Source organism: Corynebacterium pyruviciproducens ATCC BAA-1742, assembly GCF_000411375.1.
GTDB classification, from domain to species: Bacteria; Actinomycetota; Actinomycetes; order Mycobacteriales; family Mycobacteriaceae; genus Corynebacterium; species Corynebacterium pyruviciproducens.
This window is the reverse complement of sequence record NZ_KE150446.1, coordinates 1,131,744-1,151,607: the sequence shown is the minus strand read 5'-3', so window position 1 is coordinate 1,151,607 and position 19,864 is coordinate 1,131,744. Positions and strand designations below refer to the sequence as shown.

15 protein-coding genes are annotated in these 19,864 nt (G+C 61.7%); 4 read left to right on the top strand and 11 right to left on the bottom strand.

Features of this window, described 5'->3' with window-relative positions:
• Positions 1–29: 29 nt before the first annotated feature.
• The gene (locus tag HMPREF1219_RS04920; RefSeq protein WP_016457786.1) at positions 30–563 is read left to right on the top strand and encodes an NUDIX hydrolase; all 534 of its coding nucleotides are present in this window, start codon (positions 30–32) and stop codon (positions 561–563) included.
• 145 nt (positions 564–708) lie between these two features.
• Here the strand turns inward: HMPREF1219_RS04920 and HMPREF1219_RS04915 are convergent, their stop codons facing one another.
• Entirely contained in the window at positions 709–2,289 is a 1,581-nt protein-coding gene (locus HMPREF1219_RS04915) for a catalase (RefSeq protein ID WP_016457785.1), read from the bottom strand.
• Positions 2,290–2,559: 270 nt separating this feature from the next.
• Here HMPREF1219_RS04915 and HMPREF1219_RS04910 point away from each other — a divergent pair, with 270 nt between their 5' ends.
• Positions 2,560–3,225: a metal-dependent transcriptional regulator gene (locus tag HMPREF1219_RS04910; RefSeq protein ID WP_016457784.1), complete on the top strand. Its 666-nt coding sequence runs from the start codon at positions 2,560–2,562 to the stop codon at positions 3,223–3,225.
• A 174-nt stretch (positions 3,226–3,399) separates the two neighbouring features.
• Here HMPREF1219_RS04910 and HMPREF1219_RS13050 read toward each other — a convergent pair whose 3' ends face one another.
• Positions 3,400–3,789, bottom strand: a complete 390-nt coding sequence (locus HMPREF1219_RS13050) for a chymotrypsin family serine protease (RefSeq protein ID WP_156823204.1) — start codon at positions 3,787–3,789, stop codon at positions 3,400–3,402.
• A 673-nt stretch (positions 3,790–4,462) separates the two neighbouring features.
• Positions 4,463–5,899, bottom strand: coding sequence for a type I glutamate--ammonia ligase (glnA, locus tag HMPREF1219_RS04900; protein ID WP_016457782.1), 1,437 nt, complete (start codon positions 5,897–5,899; stop codon positions 4,463–4,465).
• Positions 5,900–5,991: 92 nt separating this feature from the next.
• On the opposite strand from glnA, the gene HMPREF1219_RS04895 reads away from it, so the two are divergent.
• Positions 5,992–6,468, top strand: a complete 477-nt coding sequence (locus HMPREF1219_RS04895; protein ID WP_016457781.1) for an RDD family protein — start codon at positions 5,992–5,994, stop codon at positions 6,466–6,468.
• A gap of 57 nt (positions 6,469–6,525) precedes the next feature.
• Here the strand turns inward: HMPREF1219_RS04895 and HMPREF1219_RS04890 are convergent, their stop codons facing one another.
• The 4 genes from HMPREF1219_RS04890 to lipB all read right to left on the bottom strand — a co-directional run bounded on the left by HMPREF1219_RS04890 (position 6,526) and on the right by lipB (position 11,155).
• Positions 6,526–8,127, bottom strand: a complete 1,602-nt coding sequence (locus HMPREF1219_RS04890; protein ID WP_016457780.1) for an aspartate:alanine exchanger family transporter — start codon at positions 8,125–8,127, stop codon at positions 6,526–6,528.
• A gap of 313 nt (positions 8,128–8,440) precedes the next feature.
• Positions 8,441–9,217 carry a DUF4191 domain-containing protein gene (locus tag HMPREF1219_RS04885; protein ID WP_016457779.1) on the bottom strand — a complete coding sequence of 259 codons (777 nt, stop codon included), beginning with the start codon at positions 9,215–9,217 and terminating at the stop codon, positions 8,441–8,443.
• A gap of 103 nt (positions 9,218–9,320) precedes the next feature.
• A complete protein-coding gene (gene lipA / locus HMPREF1219_RS04880; protein WP_016457778.1) occupies positions 9,321–10,352 on the bottom strand; it encodes a lipoyl synthase in 1,032 nt (343 codons plus the stop codon).
• Positions 10,353–10,378: 26 nt separating this feature from the next.
• A complete protein-coding gene (lipB, locus tag HMPREF1219_RS04875) occupies positions 10,379–11,155 on the bottom strand; it encodes a lipoyl(octanoyl) transferase LipB (protein WP_040426921.1) in 777 nt (258 codons plus the stop codon).
• 804 nt (positions 11,156–11,959) lie between these two features.
• Here lipB and HMPREF1219_RS04870 point away from each other — a divergent pair.
• Positions 11,960–13,522 (top strand): aspartate-alanine antiporter-like transporter, encoded by a 1,563-nt coding sequence (locus tag HMPREF1219_RS04870; RefSeq protein ID WP_040426919.1) that lies wholly within the window; start codon positions 11,960–11,962, stop codon positions 13,520–13,522.
• Positions 13,523–13,887: 365 nt separating this feature from the next.
• Here HMPREF1219_RS04870 and gcvH read toward each other — a convergent pair whose 3' ends face one another.
• From gcvH to sucB, 4 genes are all read right to left on the bottom strand, one after another.
• Positions 13,888–14,274, bottom strand: a complete 387-nt coding sequence (gene gcvH / locus HMPREF1219_RS04865) for a glycine cleavage system protein GcvH (RefSeq protein WP_016457775.1) — start codon at positions 14,272–14,274, stop codon at positions 13,888–13,890.
• Between the two features lie 73 nt (positions 14,275–14,347).
• Complete coding sequence (gcvT, locus tag HMPREF1219_RS04860) at positions 14,348–15,454, bottom strand: glycine cleavage system aminomethyltransferase GcvT (RefSeq protein WP_016457774.1); 1,107 nt, start codon at positions 15,452–15,454, stop codon at positions 14,348–14,350.
• A 99-nt stretch (positions 15,455–15,553) separates the two neighbouring features.
• Positions 15,554–18,415, bottom strand: a complete 2,862-nt coding sequence (gene gcvP, locus HMPREF1219_RS04855) for an aminomethyl-transferring glycine dehydrogenase (RefSeq protein ID WP_016457773.1) — start codon at positions 18,413–18,415, stop codon at positions 15,554–15,556.
• A gap of 357 nt (positions 18,416–18,772) precedes the next feature.
• Positions 18,773–19,864 (bottom strand): 2-oxoglutarate dehydrogenase, E2 component, dihydrolipoamide succinyltransferase (gene sucB, locus HMPREF1219_RS04850; RefSeq protein ID WP_016457772.1); only part of this gene is annotated, 1,092 nt, incomplete at its 5' end.

Below are 19,864 nucleotides of genomic sequence, written 5' to 3'. Positions count from 1 at the left end.
TAGGGCTTCCGGCGGGTAGGGTGGAGGGCATGCCAACGCCTGAATTCATTACGACGCTGAGGAAGAAAATCGGCCACGACCCGCTGTTTCTGCCCGGCGTGACCGCGATCGTGCTCAAGCCCGTGCCCGAGGGGGCCGCCGTGTGGGAGGTGCCGCAGGTGCTCCTGGTCAAGCGTGCGGATAACGGGGCGTGGACCCCCGTCACCGGGATCGCCGAGCCGGGTGAGAACCCCCACGTCACGGCGGCACGCGAGGTGAAAGAGGAGACTGGGGTGGACGCCGAGGCGGTGGCCATCATCGGCACCGGCACGTCCGGGCCGACGACGTACCCCAACGGGGACGTCACCAGTTACATAGACATCTGCTACCGGATGGAACTTACCGGCAACGAGAACCCGTTCGTCGGTGACGAGGAGTCGACGGAGGTGCGCTGGTGCTCCGTCGCGCAGCTGCCGCAGATGAGTCAGCGTTTCCGCCTGCTCATCGCCGACGCTGTGGTGAACCTGCGCCACCCCACCAAGTTCCGCCCGCGGCTGGGGTATGAAAAGCGGGTGCGCGGCTAAGACGCGTCGCCTACGTGCTGCTCCATTAGACAGAAAAGCACCTGATAAAGCTAGAAATCCGCCCCGGAACCGGTGGCTCCGGGGCGGATTTTTTGGGTGCCCTAGTGTGCGCGCGGGCGCGCAGTCACAGTGCTACGAGCGACGGTTATTCGGGCTTGGCAAACTTGCCGTCCTTGACGCCCTCGGTGAATTCCTTTTCCAGGGCGACTGCCAGGTCCTTGTCCACGTTGGCCCAGTACTCGTACACGCGCTTCTCGGTGGCGGCGCTCACGCCATCCATGGCACCCGCGATGTTGGACACAAAGCGCTTCTTGGCGGCGTCGTCGTACACGTTGAGGTACAGGTCGCGGGCCTGAACAAAATCGTCGTCCTCGGCGTGCTTGCTGTTGGCGTAGCGGGCAAAATCGCCGTCCTCCGGGTAGGGGTTGACGTAGAAGCCCTCGGAGCCCTCGAAGGATTCCACGGAGCTGGAGGTCTCACCGTCGTCGAGAAGCCCGGCGAGCACATCCGACTTGTTGGGGGAGTACGGGGGCTGCGAGGGGTCGGAGAACTCGTACGCCATGGCACCGTTGTGCGTGTAGGTGACAACCTGGTTGAGGGGCTTGTTCACCGGGATCTGGCGGTAGTTCGGCCCGATGCGGTAGCGCTGCTCGTCGGCGTAGGCAAACACGCGGCCCTGGAGCATCTTGTCGGGGGAGAGCCCCACGCCGGGGACGAGGTTGGACGGGTCGAGAGCGAGCTGCTCGATCTGGGCGTGGAAGTTCTTCGGGTTCCGGTTGAGCACGAAGTAGCCGATCGTCTTGCGCGGGTAATCCTTGAGCGACCACACCTTGGTCAGGTCGAAGGGGTTGAAGCGGTACGTCTTGGCGTCCTCGAACGGCATGATCTGCACCGCGACGTCCCAGATGGGGTAGTCACCGCGCTCAATCGCCTCGAACAGGTCCTTGCGGTGGCAGTCCGGGTTCTTGCCGGCCATCTCGGTGGCTTCCTCGTCGGTGAAGTTCTCCACGCCCTGGCGGGAAAGGAAATGGTAGCGCACCCACACGGGCTCGCCCTTCTCGTTGATCCACTGGAAGGTGTGGGAGCCGTAGCCGTTCTGGCTGCGGGTGGACTTCGGGGTGCCACGGTCGCCCATGAGGTAGGTCACCTGGTGGGTGGTCTCCGGGGTACGGGTCCAGAAGTCCCAGCGCATGTCGGCGCTTTGCAGGCCGGAGTCCGGGGTGCGCTTCTGCGAGTGGATGAAGTCGGGGAACTTCATCGGGTCGCGGAGGAAGAACACGGGGGTGTTGTTGCCAACGATATCGTAGTTGCCGTCCTCGGTGTAGAAGCGGAGGGCAAACCCGTGCACGTCACGGGCGGTATCGGCGGAGCCGGATTCGCCGGCGACGGTGGAAAAGCGGCCGACCATGGGTGTGACGGTGCCTTTTTGGAAGAGCTTGGCCTTGGTGTACTGCGACACGTCCTCGGTGATGTGCAGCTCGCCAAAGGCGCCGTGGCCCTTGGCGTGTGGGATGCGGTCCGGCACCATCTCGCGGTCGAAGGCGGCGAGCTTCTCAATCAGGTGAATATCGTTGAGAACGATGGCACCGTCCTCGCCGGTGGACAGCGACTTGTTCTCGCTCATCACCGGCTGTCCGCCACGGAGGGTGGTGTGGGCGCCGGGGGTGGCGGGGTATTTCCCGCGGTCGACTACCTTATCGGCTGCAGATTTGTCCTGTTGGGGCATCGCATTCCTTCCAGTTTGTTGTCCGACTTCACAGATGTGATGTTCCGTTCCCAGCGTACCAACAATATAGTCCTATTAGCTACAAAAAATTGATAGGTTTCCAAACTGCTCGCCATTCGGTCCCGTACGCTGGCCTTGTAAGGGTGTCCTCACAATTTTGCTTGTCGACGCCCCATCGTCCGGCCTCCCCTCGCACGTCGCCGTCCGGTCGAAAATCGAGTACGCTTTCTAAGAACTCCTGCTTTTTTGACTCGGAAGGACGTGACCTCCATGCACCCACTAGACCTCACCGACAAAAGCCAGGATTACCTCAAAGCCATCTACGATCACGAGGAGCGCTCGGGCACTCCCGCAACGCTGACAAAGATCGCCGAGGTGGTGGGGCAGAAGCCGTCCACCGCGTCGGAGGCGATTAAGAGGCTAAGCTCGCAAAACCTTGTCAATCACGAGCGCTACCAGGGGATCTCCCTCACCGAGGACGGGCGCCGCATCGCTCTCGCCATGGCGCGCCGCCACCGCGTGCTGGAGACCTTCCTCGTGGAGACCCTCGGCTACAGCTGGGACGAGGTGTACGAGGAGGCCGACGTGCTCGAGCACGCTGTCACCGATCGCTTCCTTGAGCGTCTCGACGCCCACCTTGGCCACCCCACCCACGACCCGCACGGGGACCCGATCCCCGCGGCCGACGGCACCATTGCCAAGGCTGCGACGGTCCCGCTCTCCGAGGTGGAGCCCGGCACGAGCATCCATATCGCACGAATCGGTGATTCCGATCCGGAGCTCCTGCGCTACCTCGCGGATAACAACATTCGCCCCGGCCAGCACATCGACATGCCGGCGCGCCCCGTGGCCGGCATCGCCCACCTCACTGTGAATGGAAAAGACGTGCCGGTGTCAGAGGCTTCCCTCAATGACATCTTCGTCTCCCCGCGCTAGGCGGCGCGCCACGACCGCAGAAACTGCCCCTACTGACGGCGACGCACCGCGGCGGAGGGATGGACGAGCGGGGGAGCGTCGACAAGCCACACACGGTTCTGAGAAATCCGGAGACGAAAAGCCCGGCACGACCCCGAGGCTTCAAGAAGGGACCGTGAGGGGCCGGGCAGGAAGCTAAGGAGCCAGGTGGAAGCGCTGGTTAACCTGGCCATCGGGGATGCCGTAGGCGTCTTGAAGGGTGGCATCGGCTGCCTGCGTGTTGTCAACGGGGCCCCAACTGCCGCTGACCGTCCCCAGAACCTGACCAGATAGCGGATCGTAAACCGCACCGCCCGAATCTCCGGGGATTGTTATTGGAGTGTGGAAGATGTTATCCCGTGTCCGGGCGATCTGGATCCCACACAGCCTGCCTGAGCGCGACCCATCCTTGCAGATGAGCTGGCCGGCGTTGTCCGTGGAAATTTGGCCCGGAGCAAGGTCACCGTAGTCACGGATTCCCGTCAGCGCCCGTGGAAAGCTGTTGATGGGACCATTAGATCCTGCAGACTGGGCGTTACGTGTCATACCGATGTGAGGGTACAGGCGGGCGATAGCCCAGTCTGATGAATGCGGGATGCCGAAGAAAATGCCATTTAGTCCGTATTGATAACTAACAAAAGGACGGATAAATCCCTGTGCGATCGTGTCGCCGACCTCAACTAAGCCCCCGCGGAAGCCAACCACGGCCTTTTGCCCCTGATCCAGGCAGTGGCCGGCTGTCACCATGATGTTTTCTGCTGCGCCATCGTCTTTAATGACGGTCCCAGCAAACCCCTGACTGCAATTAAGGTTTCCATTGTGAAGTGGTCCGCCGGGGACTACCTGTGCCGTGGCCGGCGAGGCCAATCCGGCGGACACCGCAAGTCCCGCAGATATGCACACTGCTGCGATAGCTTTTCTCATCGACATGAGTTGTTGACGCTCTCGATCCGTGATTGTCGTGAATTCGGTCCCTGTAATTGCAACAGTAAAACGCTCGAAAAGTCCTGTGAAATAGGTGGGCCGAATCTGAAGGCGGTGCACCACGTGTGCTAACAGGAGCGGTATATTACCGCGGTGACGGGTGTGCGGGGAGGAGGAGGGCGCAGAAAAGTGCGGTCACCGGGGCACGCAAAAAACCTCTGCCCACGGCACCGGGAGGGCGACCGTGGGCAGAGGCTGCGATAACAGGCTCAAGCGAGGGCGTTCGAGCACTCAACTAGCAGTTGTAGTACATCTCGTACTCGAGCGGGGTGGGGCGCAGGCGAGCCGGGGTGATCTCGTTATCCACCTTGAACTTCACGTACGTATCGATGAGGTCCTCGGTGAACACGTCACCCTCGGTGAGGAACTCGGAATCCTCTGCGAGTGCCTTGAGGGCCTCGTCGAGGGAGGCCGGGGCCTGCGGGATCGACAGCGCCTCCTCCGGGGGAAGCTCGTAGAGGTCCTTATCCACCGGGGCGTGCGGCTCAATGCGGTTCTTGATGCCGTCAATGCCTGCCATCATCATGGCGGCAAAACCGAGGTACGGGTTGCCCGAGGGATCCGGAGCACGGAACTCAATGCGCTTGGCCTTCGGGTTCGAGCCTGTGATCGGGATGCGGATCGCCGCGGAGCGGTTACGCTGCGAGTACACGAGGTTAATCGGGGCCTCAAACCCCGGCACCAGGCGGTGGTAGGAGTTGAGGGTCGGGTTGGTAAAGGCGAGCACCGCGGAGGCGTGGTGAAGAATGCCACCGATATAGTAACGGGCCATATCCGAAAGTCCGCCGTAACCGGACTCGTCGTAGAAGAGCGGCTCCCCGTCCTTCCATAGCGATTGGTGGGCGTGCATGCCGGAACCGTTATCGCCCGCCAGCGGCTTCGGCATAAACGTCACGGACTTGCCGGCCTGGATCGCGGTGTTCTTGATCACGTACTTGAAAGTCTGCAGGTCATCGGCCGCGTGGAGGAGCGTGTTGAACCGGTAGTTGATCTCGTGCTGAGAACCGGTACCCACCTCGTGGTGGAAACGCTCAATGTGGAAGCCCACCTTCTGCAGGTTGCGGGTCATATCGTCGCGCAGATTCTGGAGCGTATCCGCCGGTGCGACCGGGAAATAACCACCCTTGATCGGGGTCTTATTGCCCAGGTTGTGGGAGCCATCGAGGTCGAACTCCTTGTCGCGGTTCCACCAACCCTCATCGGAATCGACGTGGAAAAACGCCTGGTTCGTGTCGGTGGAGTAGCGGACGGAATCGAAAATGTAGAACTCCGCCTCCGCACCAAATTGGCACACATCGGCGATGCCGGTAGAGGCCAGGTACTCCTCGGCCTTGCGCGCGACGTTGCGGGGATCGCGGCTGAACGGCTCCTGGGTAAAGGGATCGTGCACAAAGAACTTGATGTTGAGCGTCTTCGCCTTGCGGAACGGATCAACAACAGCCGTGGACAGGTCCGGCAACAACGTCATGTCAGACTCATCGATGGTGGTGAAGCCGCGGATGGAGGAGCCGTCGAACGCGAGGCCCTCCTCTACCGCTCCCTCATCAAATTCCGAGGACGGGATGGAGAAATGGTGCTCCGTGCCGGGGACATCTGTGAAGCGAATATCAATGAACTCCACTTCCTCGTCCGCGATAAATTTCTGAATATCCTCCACTGTTTTGAAGGTCATGTGGTCTCCTCGAGCGTGTCGCTTACAGATGTTTCGAGTCTACTTCATACCGTGTGCCAAATTGGAAAGCGGTGCCGGGTAAGGTTGACCTCATGCGTGACAAGAGTTCGAGCTGGCTCAACGGGCCGATGCTCCCCGCCCAAAACGAGGACCCGTCCAGTCCCAACAGGTGGCCTGGAGAAAAAATCGGCCTCACCCAATCCGGGGAGGGGTCGCTGGCAACCATGATGCGACGCATCGGCGGCCTGTTCATCGATTGGGTTATCGCCGCGCTCATCGCGCTCATCATCACCAGTTTCACCCACGCTCTCGGCGGCCAAGCAACCGTCCAGCTCCTCGTGTGGGCTGTCATCTCCGTTGTCAGCGTCTTCTTCTTCGCTCGCACCCCTGGCCAAGCCCTCCTCGGGATGGGCGTGGCGTGCGTTGATACCCCCGGCAAGCGCGTCGGTTTCCTCCGCTGCCTCGCACGCACGGTACTCACCATCTTCATTCTTCCCCCCATTCTTACCGACGCCGACGGCCGTGGCCTCCACGACCGCGCCACCGGGACCGCCGTTATCCGCGGCTAGGCAGCGCGGTTGGGACCGCGTGCGTGGTCCTCTGGGGCGGCAGCTGACGCTTCCGGTTTAGATCAGCAGGAAGAAGAGCGTCTGCGCGCAGACAATCTTGGTGATCATCGCCATCGGGTACACCATGGAGTAACCCACGCCGGGCATATCGTTGCGCGCCTGATCGGACGCGTAGCTGAGGAGCGCCGGGTGGGTGTGGAGCGCGGCGATGAAACCTGACAAGGTGCCGTAGGGGATCTTCAGTACCTTGTAGCCCACCACCACGGCCGTGGCAGCCAAACCGATCGTGATCACCGCGCCGAACCCGATCACCTTGAGGGAGGCCGAGTCCTGGAGTGCCGCAGAGAAACCGGCGCCCGCCGTTGTGCCGATTCCCGCGAGGAAGAGAGTCAAACCGAACTCCTTGAGAATGCGACCGGCAGCGTACGGCAGGTGCCACACCATCCGCCCCGTGCGCGACACCGCACCCAGGATGAGGCCGACAACCAAGGGCCCGCCCGCCGAGCCCAACTTGAGGGTGACACCACCCGGCAGCGGAATGCCGATCATGCCCACGAGGAGCCCGAGGATGAGACCTGCGAGTAGCGGCAGCATCTCCAGCGTGGCGGCCTGGCTGTAGGAATCGCCGAAGAACCGGCGTGCCTTCTCCGCGTTTGCGCGGGTGGAGACGATCCGGATACGGTCGCCCAGGTGGAGCACCATGTCCGGCCGGGCCACCTGGTCATCGTCGCCGTGCTTGACGCGGGAGATGAGCACGCCGGGAAGCTTGGGCTTGAGCTCCGCCAGCGGGTAGCCCACGGCGGACTCGTCGGTGACAACCAGCCTGTCGTAATCGAGCCCCTTGTTCCGATCGGGGCGGGCGCTGACAAACGAGCCGATGAGCTTTTCCGCTTTCGTCAGCTCGTCGGGCGCCCCGGCGATGGTGAGCACGTCGTTGATCTTCGGCCTGTCGCCGGTGTCGGCAAGAATCTCCTTCTTCCCGCGCCTAATGCGGGTGACAATGATAGCAAGATCGAACACCTCCGGGATATCATCCACCGGCGGCAGGTTGGCCACCTCCACCTTGATCTGCCAGTGCTCGAGGTGGTGGGTGCCAAGCCCCGCCTGCTCCGCCTCCTTGGCGTAGTCGATGCGGAACACCCGCTGGAACACGGCTAATACCACGATGACCCCAAGCACGCCGATGGGGTAGGTGAGGGAGTACGCAACCACGGGCACCTGCGGGTCCCCGATCCCGGAGCTCACGACGGACTCCACCACCGCCGCGAGCGACGGAGTGTTGACCAGCGCACCGGTGAAGATGCCGCCAGCGGTGTCGGGCGCGAACCCGAGAAGCGTCGCGCCGCCGAAGGCCACGAGGGTGATGAAGACCAGGAGGATGACGAGGAACACGTTGAGCTTCCACCCGGTCTTGCGCAGGTTGTGGAAGAAATCGGGGCCAAATTCTAGGCCGATGGTGTACACGAACAGGGTGAGCCCCATGTTGTACAGAAGCGGTGGCAGTTCGATCTCGGGGGCGGCGGTTGCAAGCCCCAGTCCCACGAAGAGGACCGCGGCGACTCCGAGCCGGATGCCAAAGAAATTGATCTTCCCAATTAGCAGGCCAACAGCCATGATCACAACGAGGGTGAACAGGGGGTTGTCAACGAAAAACTCCATAAGTTCCACACCACCAAAGTTTCTCCCTTTTAGCCATCTACACCCCCTAAGGGGGGTATCTTTGACAGCTTGTCGGGGCTGCGCTGACAACGCTGGGGCTGAAAGGGCGGGATGGCAGCGCGAGAGGTCGGTGACCATGGGCTGATTCCGTGCAACTTAAAGCCGTGGCTCAGGCCTCAGTGTGGCTGTCGGTGAGTCGATCGGGCAGAACAGGGGAAGAAATGGGAGCGGGGTGGCTGTTCCTGCATAAAAAGAACCCCCACGAGGGGGGTTCACGCACGCGCATGGGCGTGCGATGCGAAGAGGCGTGGCGTTACTTCGACCGGTTGGCGTGCCGGCGGGCGCGCCGGTTCATGCCGGACATCTTGTTCGCGCCTTTGGGCAGTGGCCCCTTGGGCAGACCCGCGCCGGGGCCGAACTGCGAATCCATGGACTCCACGCGGGCAGCCATGGCCGGAACCGCGTTCTTCTTGTAGTTGCGGGGGAGCTTCATAATCTCACGCTGCAGCTTCTTCACCGGCACCAGGCCCTCGCCCTCGCCCACGATGAACTCGTACACGGGGTACTGCTTGGCAATCCGGTTGAGGCGCTTCTTCTGCTGCTCCATGAGCGGCTTGAGACGGTGTGGGGCACCCTCACCAACGAGGATGATCCCCGGTGCGCCCACGACGCGGTGGACAACGTCCATGTGTGCGTTGGCGGCGACGGCCGTCTTCGTGCGCCACTGCATGCCGGGGCCGTCCTTGAGATTCTCTACCACCCAGGCGGCGGCGCCGGGCTCGTCCTTGGTCCGCTCGTAGAAGCTATTCTCCATGCGCTTGGGGAAGATGTACATGGCCAGCATGGCGCCGAACATGAGGCCGATGATGAGGCCAAACCACTGGGCGTGGAAGATGAGGCCGAGGAGGAAGCCAACAAGCCCCAGCCCCAAGAACGCCAGGAGCATGAGTGGGATGAGCCACTTGTCCTGCTTGCGCTGCATGTTGAAGGCCTGCCACACCTGCTTGCGGGTCTCCTTGCGCTTGGCGCGCTTGGCGGCCTTCGCTTCCTTTTCCTGAGCCTTTACTTTTTCTCTCTTCGCATCTGCCATGGGTACCACCTTAAATCGTCTGGTTTTTGTTGCGCTTTACCGGTGCCGTTGTAGTTTACATGAGGCGCCTGGCGTGACCTGTGTAGCTGGTGGCGGTCACGCCTTACTTCACGCCTACGGGAGTGTCCTTGCTGGGTCCGTACTTCTTCAAGAGCGTGGAGGCCTCCTGCGCGGTTGAGCCCTGGGACGTCTCCGCCAGGTGGGCAAGGTTTGCCGGAAGCTCCTCGCCACGCGCCTTGATGGTCTGGGCGTAGAGGCGCCCCGCACGGTAGGAGGAGCGCACGAGTGGGCCGGACATGACGCCGGTGAACCCGATCTCCTTGGCGTAGTTGGCATGCTCCACAAACTCCTCGGGCTTCACCCACCGGTCGATGGGGTGGTAACGCAGGCCGGGGCGGAGGTACTGCGTGATGGTGATGATGTCGCAGTGCGCGGAACGCAGGTCATCGAGCGCCTCCCGGATCTCCTCGGGCGTCTCACCCATTCCGAGGATGAGGTTGGATTTGGTGATGAGCCCAAAATCGTGTGCCTGGCGGATCACATCGAGGGAGCGATCGTAGCGGAACGCCGGGCGGATGCGCTTGAAAATGCGGGGGACGGTCTCGAGATTGTGGGCGAACACCTCGGGGCGTGCCTCGAACACGATGCGCAGAAGCTCGGGGTTGCCGGAGAAGTCCGGGGTGAGGTTCTCCACGCCGGTGTTGGGGTTGAGCTCGTGGATCTTGCGCACCACCTCGGCGTACAGCCAGGCACCCTCGTCGTCAAGGTCGTCGCGGGTGACACCGGTGATGGTGGCGTAGTTGAGCCCCATCTCGCGCACGGACTCCGCAACGCGCCGGGGCTCGTCGCGGTCGAGGGGATCGGGTTTGCCGGAGTCGATCTGGCAGAAATCGCAGCGCCTGGAGCATTGGGAGCCTCCGATGAGGAACGTCGCCTCGCGGGATTCCCAGCACTCGTGGAGGTTGGGACACCCGGCCTCCTGGCACACGGTGTGGAGGGAGGCACCGGCGACGCGTTCGCGCATGTCTTTCAGCTCGGGGCCGGTGGACACCTGGGTGCGGATCCAGCGGGGTTTGCTTTCAATGGGAGTGGTCGAGTTCCGACGCTCCACGCGTAGCATTCTCTTCTCTGCCATGGGTCTTCCTTCCCTTTCGGTTGGTTCTACTTCTGGTTTCTCGCTTGTCGACGGTGGGGAAGCCCCTTCGTCGGATCCGGTGCCGAACCAAATGTGTGGTCGGCCACCTGGAGGCACCCCTCGAACGCCTCGATGAGGTTGTGCGTCAACGGCCTGGCCACCTCGTCTATCGTCACGTCCCGGCCGAGCTCGGCGCTCATTGTGGTAACTCCCGCGTCGGAGATGCCGCAGGGAACGATGTAATCGTAGTATTCGAGCGTGTTATCGCAGTTCACGGCGATGCCGTGCATGGTCACGCCACGGGTGATACGGATGCCAATGGCCGCCAGCTTTCGATCCGGCTTCCCGTCGGAGGCAGGAACCCACACGCCCGAGCGGCCATCGATTCTGCCTGCGGTGTGAATCCCCATGTGGCGCACCGTCTGAATGATCGCTTCTTCGAGGCGACGCACGTAATCCACCACGTCCACCGGGTCATCGAGCTTGATAATGGGGTAACACACCAGCTGCCCGGGGCCGTGCCACGTGATTCGGCCACCGCGGTCGATGTCTACCGTTTCAACATCAGAGATGGTGGGGTAGTCCTCCGGCTGGGTCCGCTTGCCCGCGGTGTACACGCTCGGGTGTTCCAAAAGCAGGATCGTATCGGGGATCTTCTCCTCGTAACGCTCCTTAGCCAGCTCGGCCTGCTGCTCCCACATCGGCTTGTACGGCTGAACCCCGAGATTTTCCACGCTGATCGGGTCAGATGATTTCCGAATCGGCTTATCGGATGGTGTGAAGGGGGGACGTGGCGCTGTCATACTACCTTTCAACGTTTGCGGGCACCGAAAACTTCCGTACGGCTTCCACATCCACATTGTCCCTGTTCGGTGGGCAACGTGGTGCCACGGAACGGGGTGCTTGCGAGTCGTGGTGGCCGCCACCTGCCAGCTTTCCGCGGTGGCAACTAAGGCTCGCTTCACCGTGTGGTCAGGGACTGAAAAGTACAACCTCACGCTGGGTGCCAGATCTTATGGACTTATTAATTATGTGTGTTATCTTACCGCACCCCGAAGTGTTACCCTCCTGCCGGGTTGCCTGCTTCCCCCGCTTCAGAAAAGAGTGAATGAGCTGCATGAACCGTGAAGCTTCGAAAGCAGAGGGGTCCGTCGCGCAACGCGGGGAGGCGCTGTGCGTACAAGAGTGGTCATCGCCGTGCGGCGGGAGAGTCCTTATCTACCCGCGCGGCAGTGGCCGCGCGCGATTGCGACCGCGCGACGGGTGTGGCCGCGCACGGCAGCAACCACCGGCGATGCGGTTGTGACCGCGCGCGGGGGTCACACAAGCACTGGTCGCGCGGTCAGTCTCCGGCACCTGGAACGCACCGCCACCCGCCTCAGGGGAGGACTGTATATGCGCCGGTGGGAAAACACACGATGAGGTGCCATGAGTGCGGTGGCGCAAGCGGACACGGGATTGTGCTGGCAGTTTAGCAGTGGTGCTGCGGATATCTCGGTTGGAATGTGGCGCGGCGGGGACACGCCCTGCGCTAGGGAAGAAGCTAAATGGCCTGCCGTGGAGGTTGACATGTGTACATAAGCGCTTTGTTAGGTAGTTTAGAAAGTATGGTTGAATTGCTCAGTACTAATACGCTAATTGCGATATTCCTGGTCATCGCACTCGGGGCGTGGTTTGGGACCGTGAAATTCGGTCCCATTCGGTTCGGCGCGGCAGGTGCGCTATTCCTCGGGCTCCTGGTCGGTGCTTTCGTCATGCCGGAGTCCGCAGAACTCACGTTGCTGCAGAACCTGGGACTCGGGCTTTTCGTGTACCTCATCGGCCTCGAAGCCGGCGAGGAGTTCTTCAAAGATATCAAGGCCCAGTTCGGGCTCATGGCCGCGTCAGTGGTGGCCGTGACGGTGGGTGCCGTCGTCGCCGTGTTCGGCGGAATGGCCCTCGGGCTCACCCGCGAGTTCAGCGTCGGTGCTTTTGCCGGCTCACTGACCTCCACACCGTCCCTGTCGCTCGCGCAAGCGCAGACGGGTTCCGCAGACCCGGCCGTCGGTTACTCACTCGGCTACCCCACGGGCATCATCGTCGCCATCGTCCTGGTCCTTCTCACCATCAATAAGCAGTGGAAAGCAAAGAAGGACCAGGTGGAGAAGGGTATCGATGACCTTCGTGGCGTGCTCATCCGCGTGCACAACCCCATGACGAGGGAAGAACTCGAGGATAAGGTCGACGGTGATTTCATCCTCGCCTCCATCCGCAGGCGCGGCAAACTGCACTTCGCACGCGTCGATTACGCCCTTGAAAGGGGCGACGAGGCCTACTTCATGACCAACAAGGCCACCCACGCCGACCTTGTCGGCGTTCTCGGTGATCGCCTTCCCCTGCAGAGGCTGCGCAGCCCTCACGTGACGGTGCAGCGTTACACGGTCTCCAACTCCGATATCACCGGCAAGGAGATCGGGGAGCTTGGCATTTACAAGAACGGCAAGGCACAGATTCTGCGCATTATCCGCGGCGACGATACAATTCTCGCCACCCCGGACACCGCCTTGGATCCCGGCGACCAGGTGGAGGTCACGCACGAGACCATCGACCGCGACAGCATCGAGTCCTTCTTTGGTAACTCCGCCCAGATCTCCGCAGAGCTGGACTGGGTGCCCACCGCGTTGGGTCTCTTCGCGGGCTATGCCCTGGCGATTGTTCCCATCCCGCTGCCTGGCGGCAACGAGTTTGAGATGGGTGCCGCCGGCGGCCCGCTCATCGTGGGCCTCATCCTCGGCGCGCTGCGTCGCACGGGCAAGCTTTCGTGGAAACTGCCTGCCACAGCCAACTTCACCCTGCGCCAGTACGGCCTCATGCTGTTCCTCGCGGCCGTCGGTCTCGCCTCGGGTGACGCATTTGCCTCCGCCGTGTTCAGCCTCACCGGGCTCAAGCTCGTAGCGCTGTCTGCCATCGTGTGCCTGGCGGCCTGTGGCACCATGCTTGCCGCCGGCTACTTCATGGGTCGCGCGGAATCGCGCTCCAACGGTGCTGTCGCCGGTCTCCTTGGCCAGCCAGCTGTCCTCCAGTACGCGATGCAGAATACGACGGATTCGCGTGTTATGTCTGGTTATTCAGCCACGTTCGCCATCGCCCTCATCTACAAGATCCTCGTGATCCCGTTCATGCTCATGTAGGTGCGGCTCCGAAGAAACTACTGCCTGGGTTCTCCCGGGCAGTATTTTTTGGCTTGGAGGGGAATGGATTCTCAAGGCTCAAGGCGAATTCTCGCGCGCCGGGTGTGGCGTGAGCTGTCGAGTGCTTCTACTCCTGCAAACGGGCCAACAGGTGCAGTGATAAGGGCGTGGAGCGCGGCACGTAGGGGGTAATCCGTCGAATGTAGTCCGCGGTACATGCGGTGGTCGGTCCGTGCACTCCGTCTTTTGCACCGCGAGAAAAAACTGGCCGCTAGCCTCGGCCCCTGTGGGGCTTTGCGCTAGCAGCCAGTAAGGAATGTGGATACGCCACGCGTCACGCGCGTCCTACCACGCGTGTGGTGGGTTTAGGCGTTGTCGGCCTCGTAGCCGGCCTTGTCCTTCATCGGGCCAACCTCGGAAACCTGAACCTCGAAGATCCAGCCTTCGCCGTACGGGTCATTGTTGATGATCGCCGGATCGTCTTCCAGGGCCTCGTTAACGGCGGTGATGGTGCCGGAAACGGGGGAGAAGATGTCAGAGACGGACTTGGTGGACTCAACCTCGCCACACGGCTCGGAGTGAGTGACCTCGTCGCCTACGGACGGGAGATCAACGTAGACAATCTCGCCGAGGGCATCGGTTGCGACCTCGGTGATGCCAACCTTCACGGTCTTGCCCTCAGCCTCGGCTGCGGGGGCGTCGATCCACTCGTGCTCTGCGGAGTAAGAGTAGTTCTCAGGCAAATTAGCCATGTTTCAAACCTTTCGTATGAGTAGTTGCCGGGCGTGAGGACACGACCTCGTCCTCACTCATTATGCCCTATGTTTATTTATCGCGCTTGTAAAACGCGCCCTTGACCACAGTGTAGGGGTAGCGCTTGCCACGGATGTCGGCCTCCAGCTTGGCTCCCTCCTGAGCAGCCTCGCGCTTCACGTAGCCCATAGCGATGGGGTAGCCCAGCGTGGGGGAGAGCTGGCCGGAGGTGACGGTACCAACCTCGTTGCCGTCGGCGTCGAAAAGCTTCGCACCCTCGCGAGCAGCGCGGCGACCTTCACCCACCATGTTGGTGAGCTTGTTGGGGGAAACCGGAAGATCAAGGAGAACCTTGCCGTAGAAGTCGCCCTCCTTCTCCTTTCCAGCGATACCGCGCATGCCAGCGTCGACGGTGGTGAGATCGTGGGTGAGCTCGTGCCCGTACAGAGGCATGCCAGCCTCCAAGCGCAGCGAATCGCGAGCGGCGAGGCCACACGGAAGCAGCCCGTGATCCTTACCGGCCTCGAGCAGGGCATCCCAGAGGGCGGGAGCGTGCTCGTTGTCGGTGTACAGCTCGAAGCCGTCCTCGCCGGTGTAGCCGGTGCGGGCAACAAGAACCTTCAAGCCGGCAACCGTGTGGTACTCGGCGGCGTAGTACTTGAGATTTTCAAGCTTCTCGTGCTCGTCCTCGGGGATGATCTCCTTGAGCACTGCCTCAGAATTGGGGCCCTGGCAGGCGATGTTGGAGATCTCGCGGTTCTTGTTCTCGAGCGTGACATCGAAGTCACCCTTGCGCTCGACCATGTTCTCCCACACGGTCTCGGCGTTGGAAGCATTGGGGACAACCCAGTAGATTCGCTCATCCACGTGGTAGATGATGAGATCGTCGATGATCCGACCGTCCTTCTCCACCATGTGGTTGTACTTTGCGCGGCCCACTGCCAGCTTGGAGTAGTCGGCGATGAAGGCGTAGTTGAGGTAGTCGGTTGCCTGCGGGCCAGAAACGATGATCTCTCCCATGTGAGAGAGGTCGAACAGACCGGCAGCCTCGCGCACGGCGCGGTGCTCATCGAGCTCGTTGCCGTACTTCAGTGGCATTTTCCAATCGCCGAACATGGTGAAGGAAGCGCCGAGTTCCTCGTGCTTGGAGTGAAGTGGGCTGTACAGAATTTCAGTCACAAAAGTCTCCTTTATGTAAAAAGTGAATGGAGTGAGGTATGTGTGGGGTGCCGTGGGGCCCGGGACCAGCCTCGGGGCTCACGGCACGGGCAGAGGGGATTACTCGAACGAGAAGCTCTCCGGTGACGGGCACTCGCAGAACAGGTGCCTATCGCCGTAGGCCTCATCGATGCGACGAACCGACGGGAAGTACTTATCCTGCAGCAGGCCGTCGACGGGGAAGACAGCTTCCTTGCGAGTGAACTTGTAGTCCCACTCGTCGGACATCGCGGAGGCCGCGGTGAACGGGCTGTGCTTCAACACGGAATCCTCGAGAGCGATCTTCTCGTCGATGATGTCCTGGATCTCCGCGCGGATGGTGCGCATGGCCTCGATGAAGCGGTCCAGCTCCTCCTTGGACTCGGACTCGGTGGGCTCAAACATGAGCGTGCCGGGAACCGGGAAGGCCAGGGTAGGCGCGTGGATGCCGAAGTCCATGAGGCGCTTGGCAATGTCGGTGGCGGAGACGCCGGACAGCTTCTCCACAGGACGGATGTCGAAGATCGTCTCGTGCCCGACGAGGCCGTTGGGGCCGTGGTAGAGCACAGGGAAGGTCTCGTCGAGTTCCTTGGCCACGTAGTTGGCGTTGAGCACTGCACACGCGGTGGCGCGCTGGAGACCTTCGGATCCCATCATCGCGAGGTACATCCATGTAATCGGGGTGACACCGGCGGAGCCGTAGAGGGTGCCAACCATCGGGATGCCCTGGCCCTCAGGCACAGGCGAGTGGGGATCTGTGGCCAACGGATCGGCGGGCAGGAACGGGATGAGGTGCTTGCGCACACCGATCGGGCCAACGCCCGGGCCGCCGCCACCGTGCGGAATGGCGAACGTCTTGTGCAGGTTGAGGTGGCTGACGTCGCCGCCGTACTGGCCGGGGCGCGACCAGCCACACTGGGCGTTCATGTTCGCGCCATCGATGTACACCTGGCCGCCCACTTCGTGCACCTTCTTGCACACCTCGCGAACCGTGGGCTCGTAGATACCGTGCGTGGAGGGGTAGGTGATCATGATGGCCGCCACGTGGTCGGCGTACTTGGCCAGCTTCTCGTCCAGATCGTCGACCGAGATGGAGCCGTCGTCGTTAGAGGCGATCACCACCACTCGCAGGCCGGCGAGGGCCGCGGACGCGGCGTTCGTGCCGTGGGCCGAGGCAGGAATGAGGCAGATGTCGCGCTCATGGTCGCCGTTGGCCACGTGGTAGCGGCGGATGGTGAGGAGGCCGGAGAGCTCGCCCATAGCGCCGGAGTTCGGCTGCAGGGAGACCTTGTCATAGCCGGTGATATCCTCCAGCCAGCCTTCTAGCTGCTCAAGCATGGCCCGCCAGCCCTTCGTCTGCTCCTCGGGAGCATAGGGGTGCAGGCCAGCGAACTTCGGCCACGTGATGGGCTCCATGGCGGCCGCTGGGTTGAGCTTCATGGTGCAGGAGCCCAGCGGAATCATGGCGCGGTCGAGAGCGAGGTCGCGATCCGAGAGCTTGCGGGTGTACCGCATCATCTGGGTCTCGGAGTGGACCGAACTGAAGATCGGGTGCGGAACCGGATCGTCGCTGCGCTGCAGAGACTCCGGGTATTCCGCGTACTCCGACTCCACCTCGCGGGAGACACCGAAGGCTTCCAGAAGGGCGGTGATGTCTTCGTCCCTGGCGGACTCGCCGAAGGCAACGGATACCTTGTCATCGCCGATCTTGCGGATGAGGTAGCCGGCATCGGCAGCGGCATCGACGATCTGCTGGGCGCGACCGGAAACCCCAACCGTGACGGTGTCGAAGAAGACATCGTGGAGGACGGAGAGATCGCCACCAGCCTTGCGGATGTTCGCGGCGAAGGTGGAAGCGTACGTGTGGATCCTGTCCGCAATGCGACGCAGGCCAGCCGGGCCGTGCCACACGGCGTACATGGAGGCCATGGTGGCAAGCAGCGCCTGGGCGGTGCAGATGTTACTGGTTGCACGCTCACGGCGTATGTGCTGCTCGCGGGTCTGCAAGGTGAGGCGGTAGGCAACGTTGCCATCGGCATCCTTGGACACACCTACGATGCGGCCCGGCATCTTGCGCACGAGCTTGTCGTGCACAGCCATGTAGGCGGCGTGCGGGCCACCGAAGAACAGCGGAACGCCGAACCTCTGGGTGGAACCGACGGCGATGTCGGCGCCGAGGGCACCCGGGGATTCGAGGTGCATGAGGGCCAGTGGGTCCGCCACAACGGTGACGTAGCCACCGACGGAGTGAACCTGCTCAATGACGGAGCGAAGGTCGGTGACATCGCCTTCCGTGCCCGGGTAGGCGAGGATGACGCCGGCCAAGCCCTCTTCGGCGATACCGGAGGTCACATCGGCGATCTCCACGTCGAAATCGAGGACGCGTGCGCGCTCCATCGCGACGGTGAGATCCTGCTGGTGCAGGCGCTCGTCAAAGACAACCTTGTTGGCCTTGCGAGCTGCGCGGACCATAAGCGCTGCAGCTTCCGCGACGGCGGTGGCTTCGTCCAGCAGCGATGCGTTTGCCAAGTCGAGGCCACTCAGGTCCTTAAACAAGGTCTGGAAGTTGAGCAGTGCTTCGAGTCGGCCCTGGGAGATCTCAGCTTGGTATGGCGTGTAGGCCGTGTACCAGGCCGGATTTTCAACTACGTTGCGGCGGATCACCGGAGGCGTGATCGTGTCGTTGAAGCCCTGTCCGTAGAAGGGCTTCAGGACGGTGTTTTGGCGAGCGTAGGTGCGAAGCAGCTCTTGCGCCCCGTGCTCACTCATGGGGGCGAGGAGTTTGGTGACAGCGTTGTCCTCGATGATCTCTTCAGGGATCGCTGCTCGGATGAGCTCTTCGAGGCTGGAAAAGCCCAGATCTTCGAGCATTTTCTTCTGATCGTCGGCATCTGGCCCAATGTGCCTGTTATAGAAAGGCAGGGGTGTGATGGGGTTCGTCATTAGTGGGTATTCCTCCTAATGGTTACAGGGTCCCGATTTGTTATTACCTATCTGATTTTACGTGGAGAAGTGCGAGAAGGGCCGGTAAAACGAACCGCTGTGATTCCTGTCACTGGGTAATTATGCACGAGTATGAAACGTGCTACTTTGGGCTGGGTATGACCACCAGTAACCACAGTATTCACGCATAAAACGTTTTGTGACCACCCCCAAAAGGAGGTGGTTTCGGCTGCTGGAGGGGGAGGGGGACTACAAAACGTGCCAGGCAATGAAAAAGTGGTTCCTCTCTTTGTTGGGAGAGGAACCACTAGGTAACGAGAAATTATTCGTTCGCTACCCCGAGGGGTGCTGGGCTAGTTACAGTCCGAGATCGGGGGCGAAGTCAATGTTCTCAAGACGGTCACGCACGGTGGTCATGAAGCGACCGGCATCGGCGCCGTCGACGACCTGGTGATCGTAGGTCATGGGCAGATACACCATCTGGCGAACGGCAATCGCGTCGACACCGTTTTCGGTGACAACCACCGGGCGCTTAGTGATAGCACCGGTGCCCACCATCGCTGCCTGCGGAGGAACCACGATGGGCGTATCAGAGAGAGCGCCCTCGGAACCAATGTTGGTGATGGTGAAGGTGGCTCCCGCCAGATCGTTGGGCTTCAGCTTACTGTTGCGTGCACGATCGGCGATATCCACGATGGCCTGGGCCAACTCGGGGAGGCTGAGATCCTGCGCGTCGTGGATAACCGGGGTCAAGAGGCCCTGCTTGGTGTCCACAGCGATGGCGAGATTGACGGAATCATGGTACGTCATGTCGGCGGTCTCCGCGTTGTAGGACGCGTTGACGTTCGGGTGGGAGACGAGCGCCTCCACAATGGCCTTAGCAAAGAACGGCAGGTACGTCAGCTTCACGCCGTACTTGTCCTGGAACGCCTGCTTGTTGGCCTTACGCAGCTCAGCAACGCGTGTCATATCGACCTCATGCAGCTGGGTGAGCTGTGCAGCGGTCTGGAGCGCCTCGAGGGTCTTCTTCGCCGTGATCTGGCGAATGCGGTTGACCTTCTTGGTGGTGCCACGAAGTTCCGCCTTCTCAGGATCGACCGACTTCGAGGAGGTGCGGGGTGCCGCAGACGAGCCCTGCTCCGCCGTACCCTTGGTATCCTCCCCGTTCACAATGGCGAGGATGTCCTGCTTGCGCACGCGTCCGCCGATGCCAGAACCTTCAACCTTGTTGAGGTCAACGTTGTGCTTCTTGGCGAGCTTGCGCACCAGAGGCGTGACATACGGAACGTGATCATCGCCGGAGGCGGAAGCGTCAGCCTTCTCAGCCTTGTCTTCCTTCGGCTCGGGCTTATCAGCCGGCTCGGCCTTCTTCTCCTCTTGCTTAGGCTCCGGCTTGTCGGCCTTCTTCTCTTCCTTAGGCTCGGCCTTGTCGGCCTTTTCTTCTTCCTT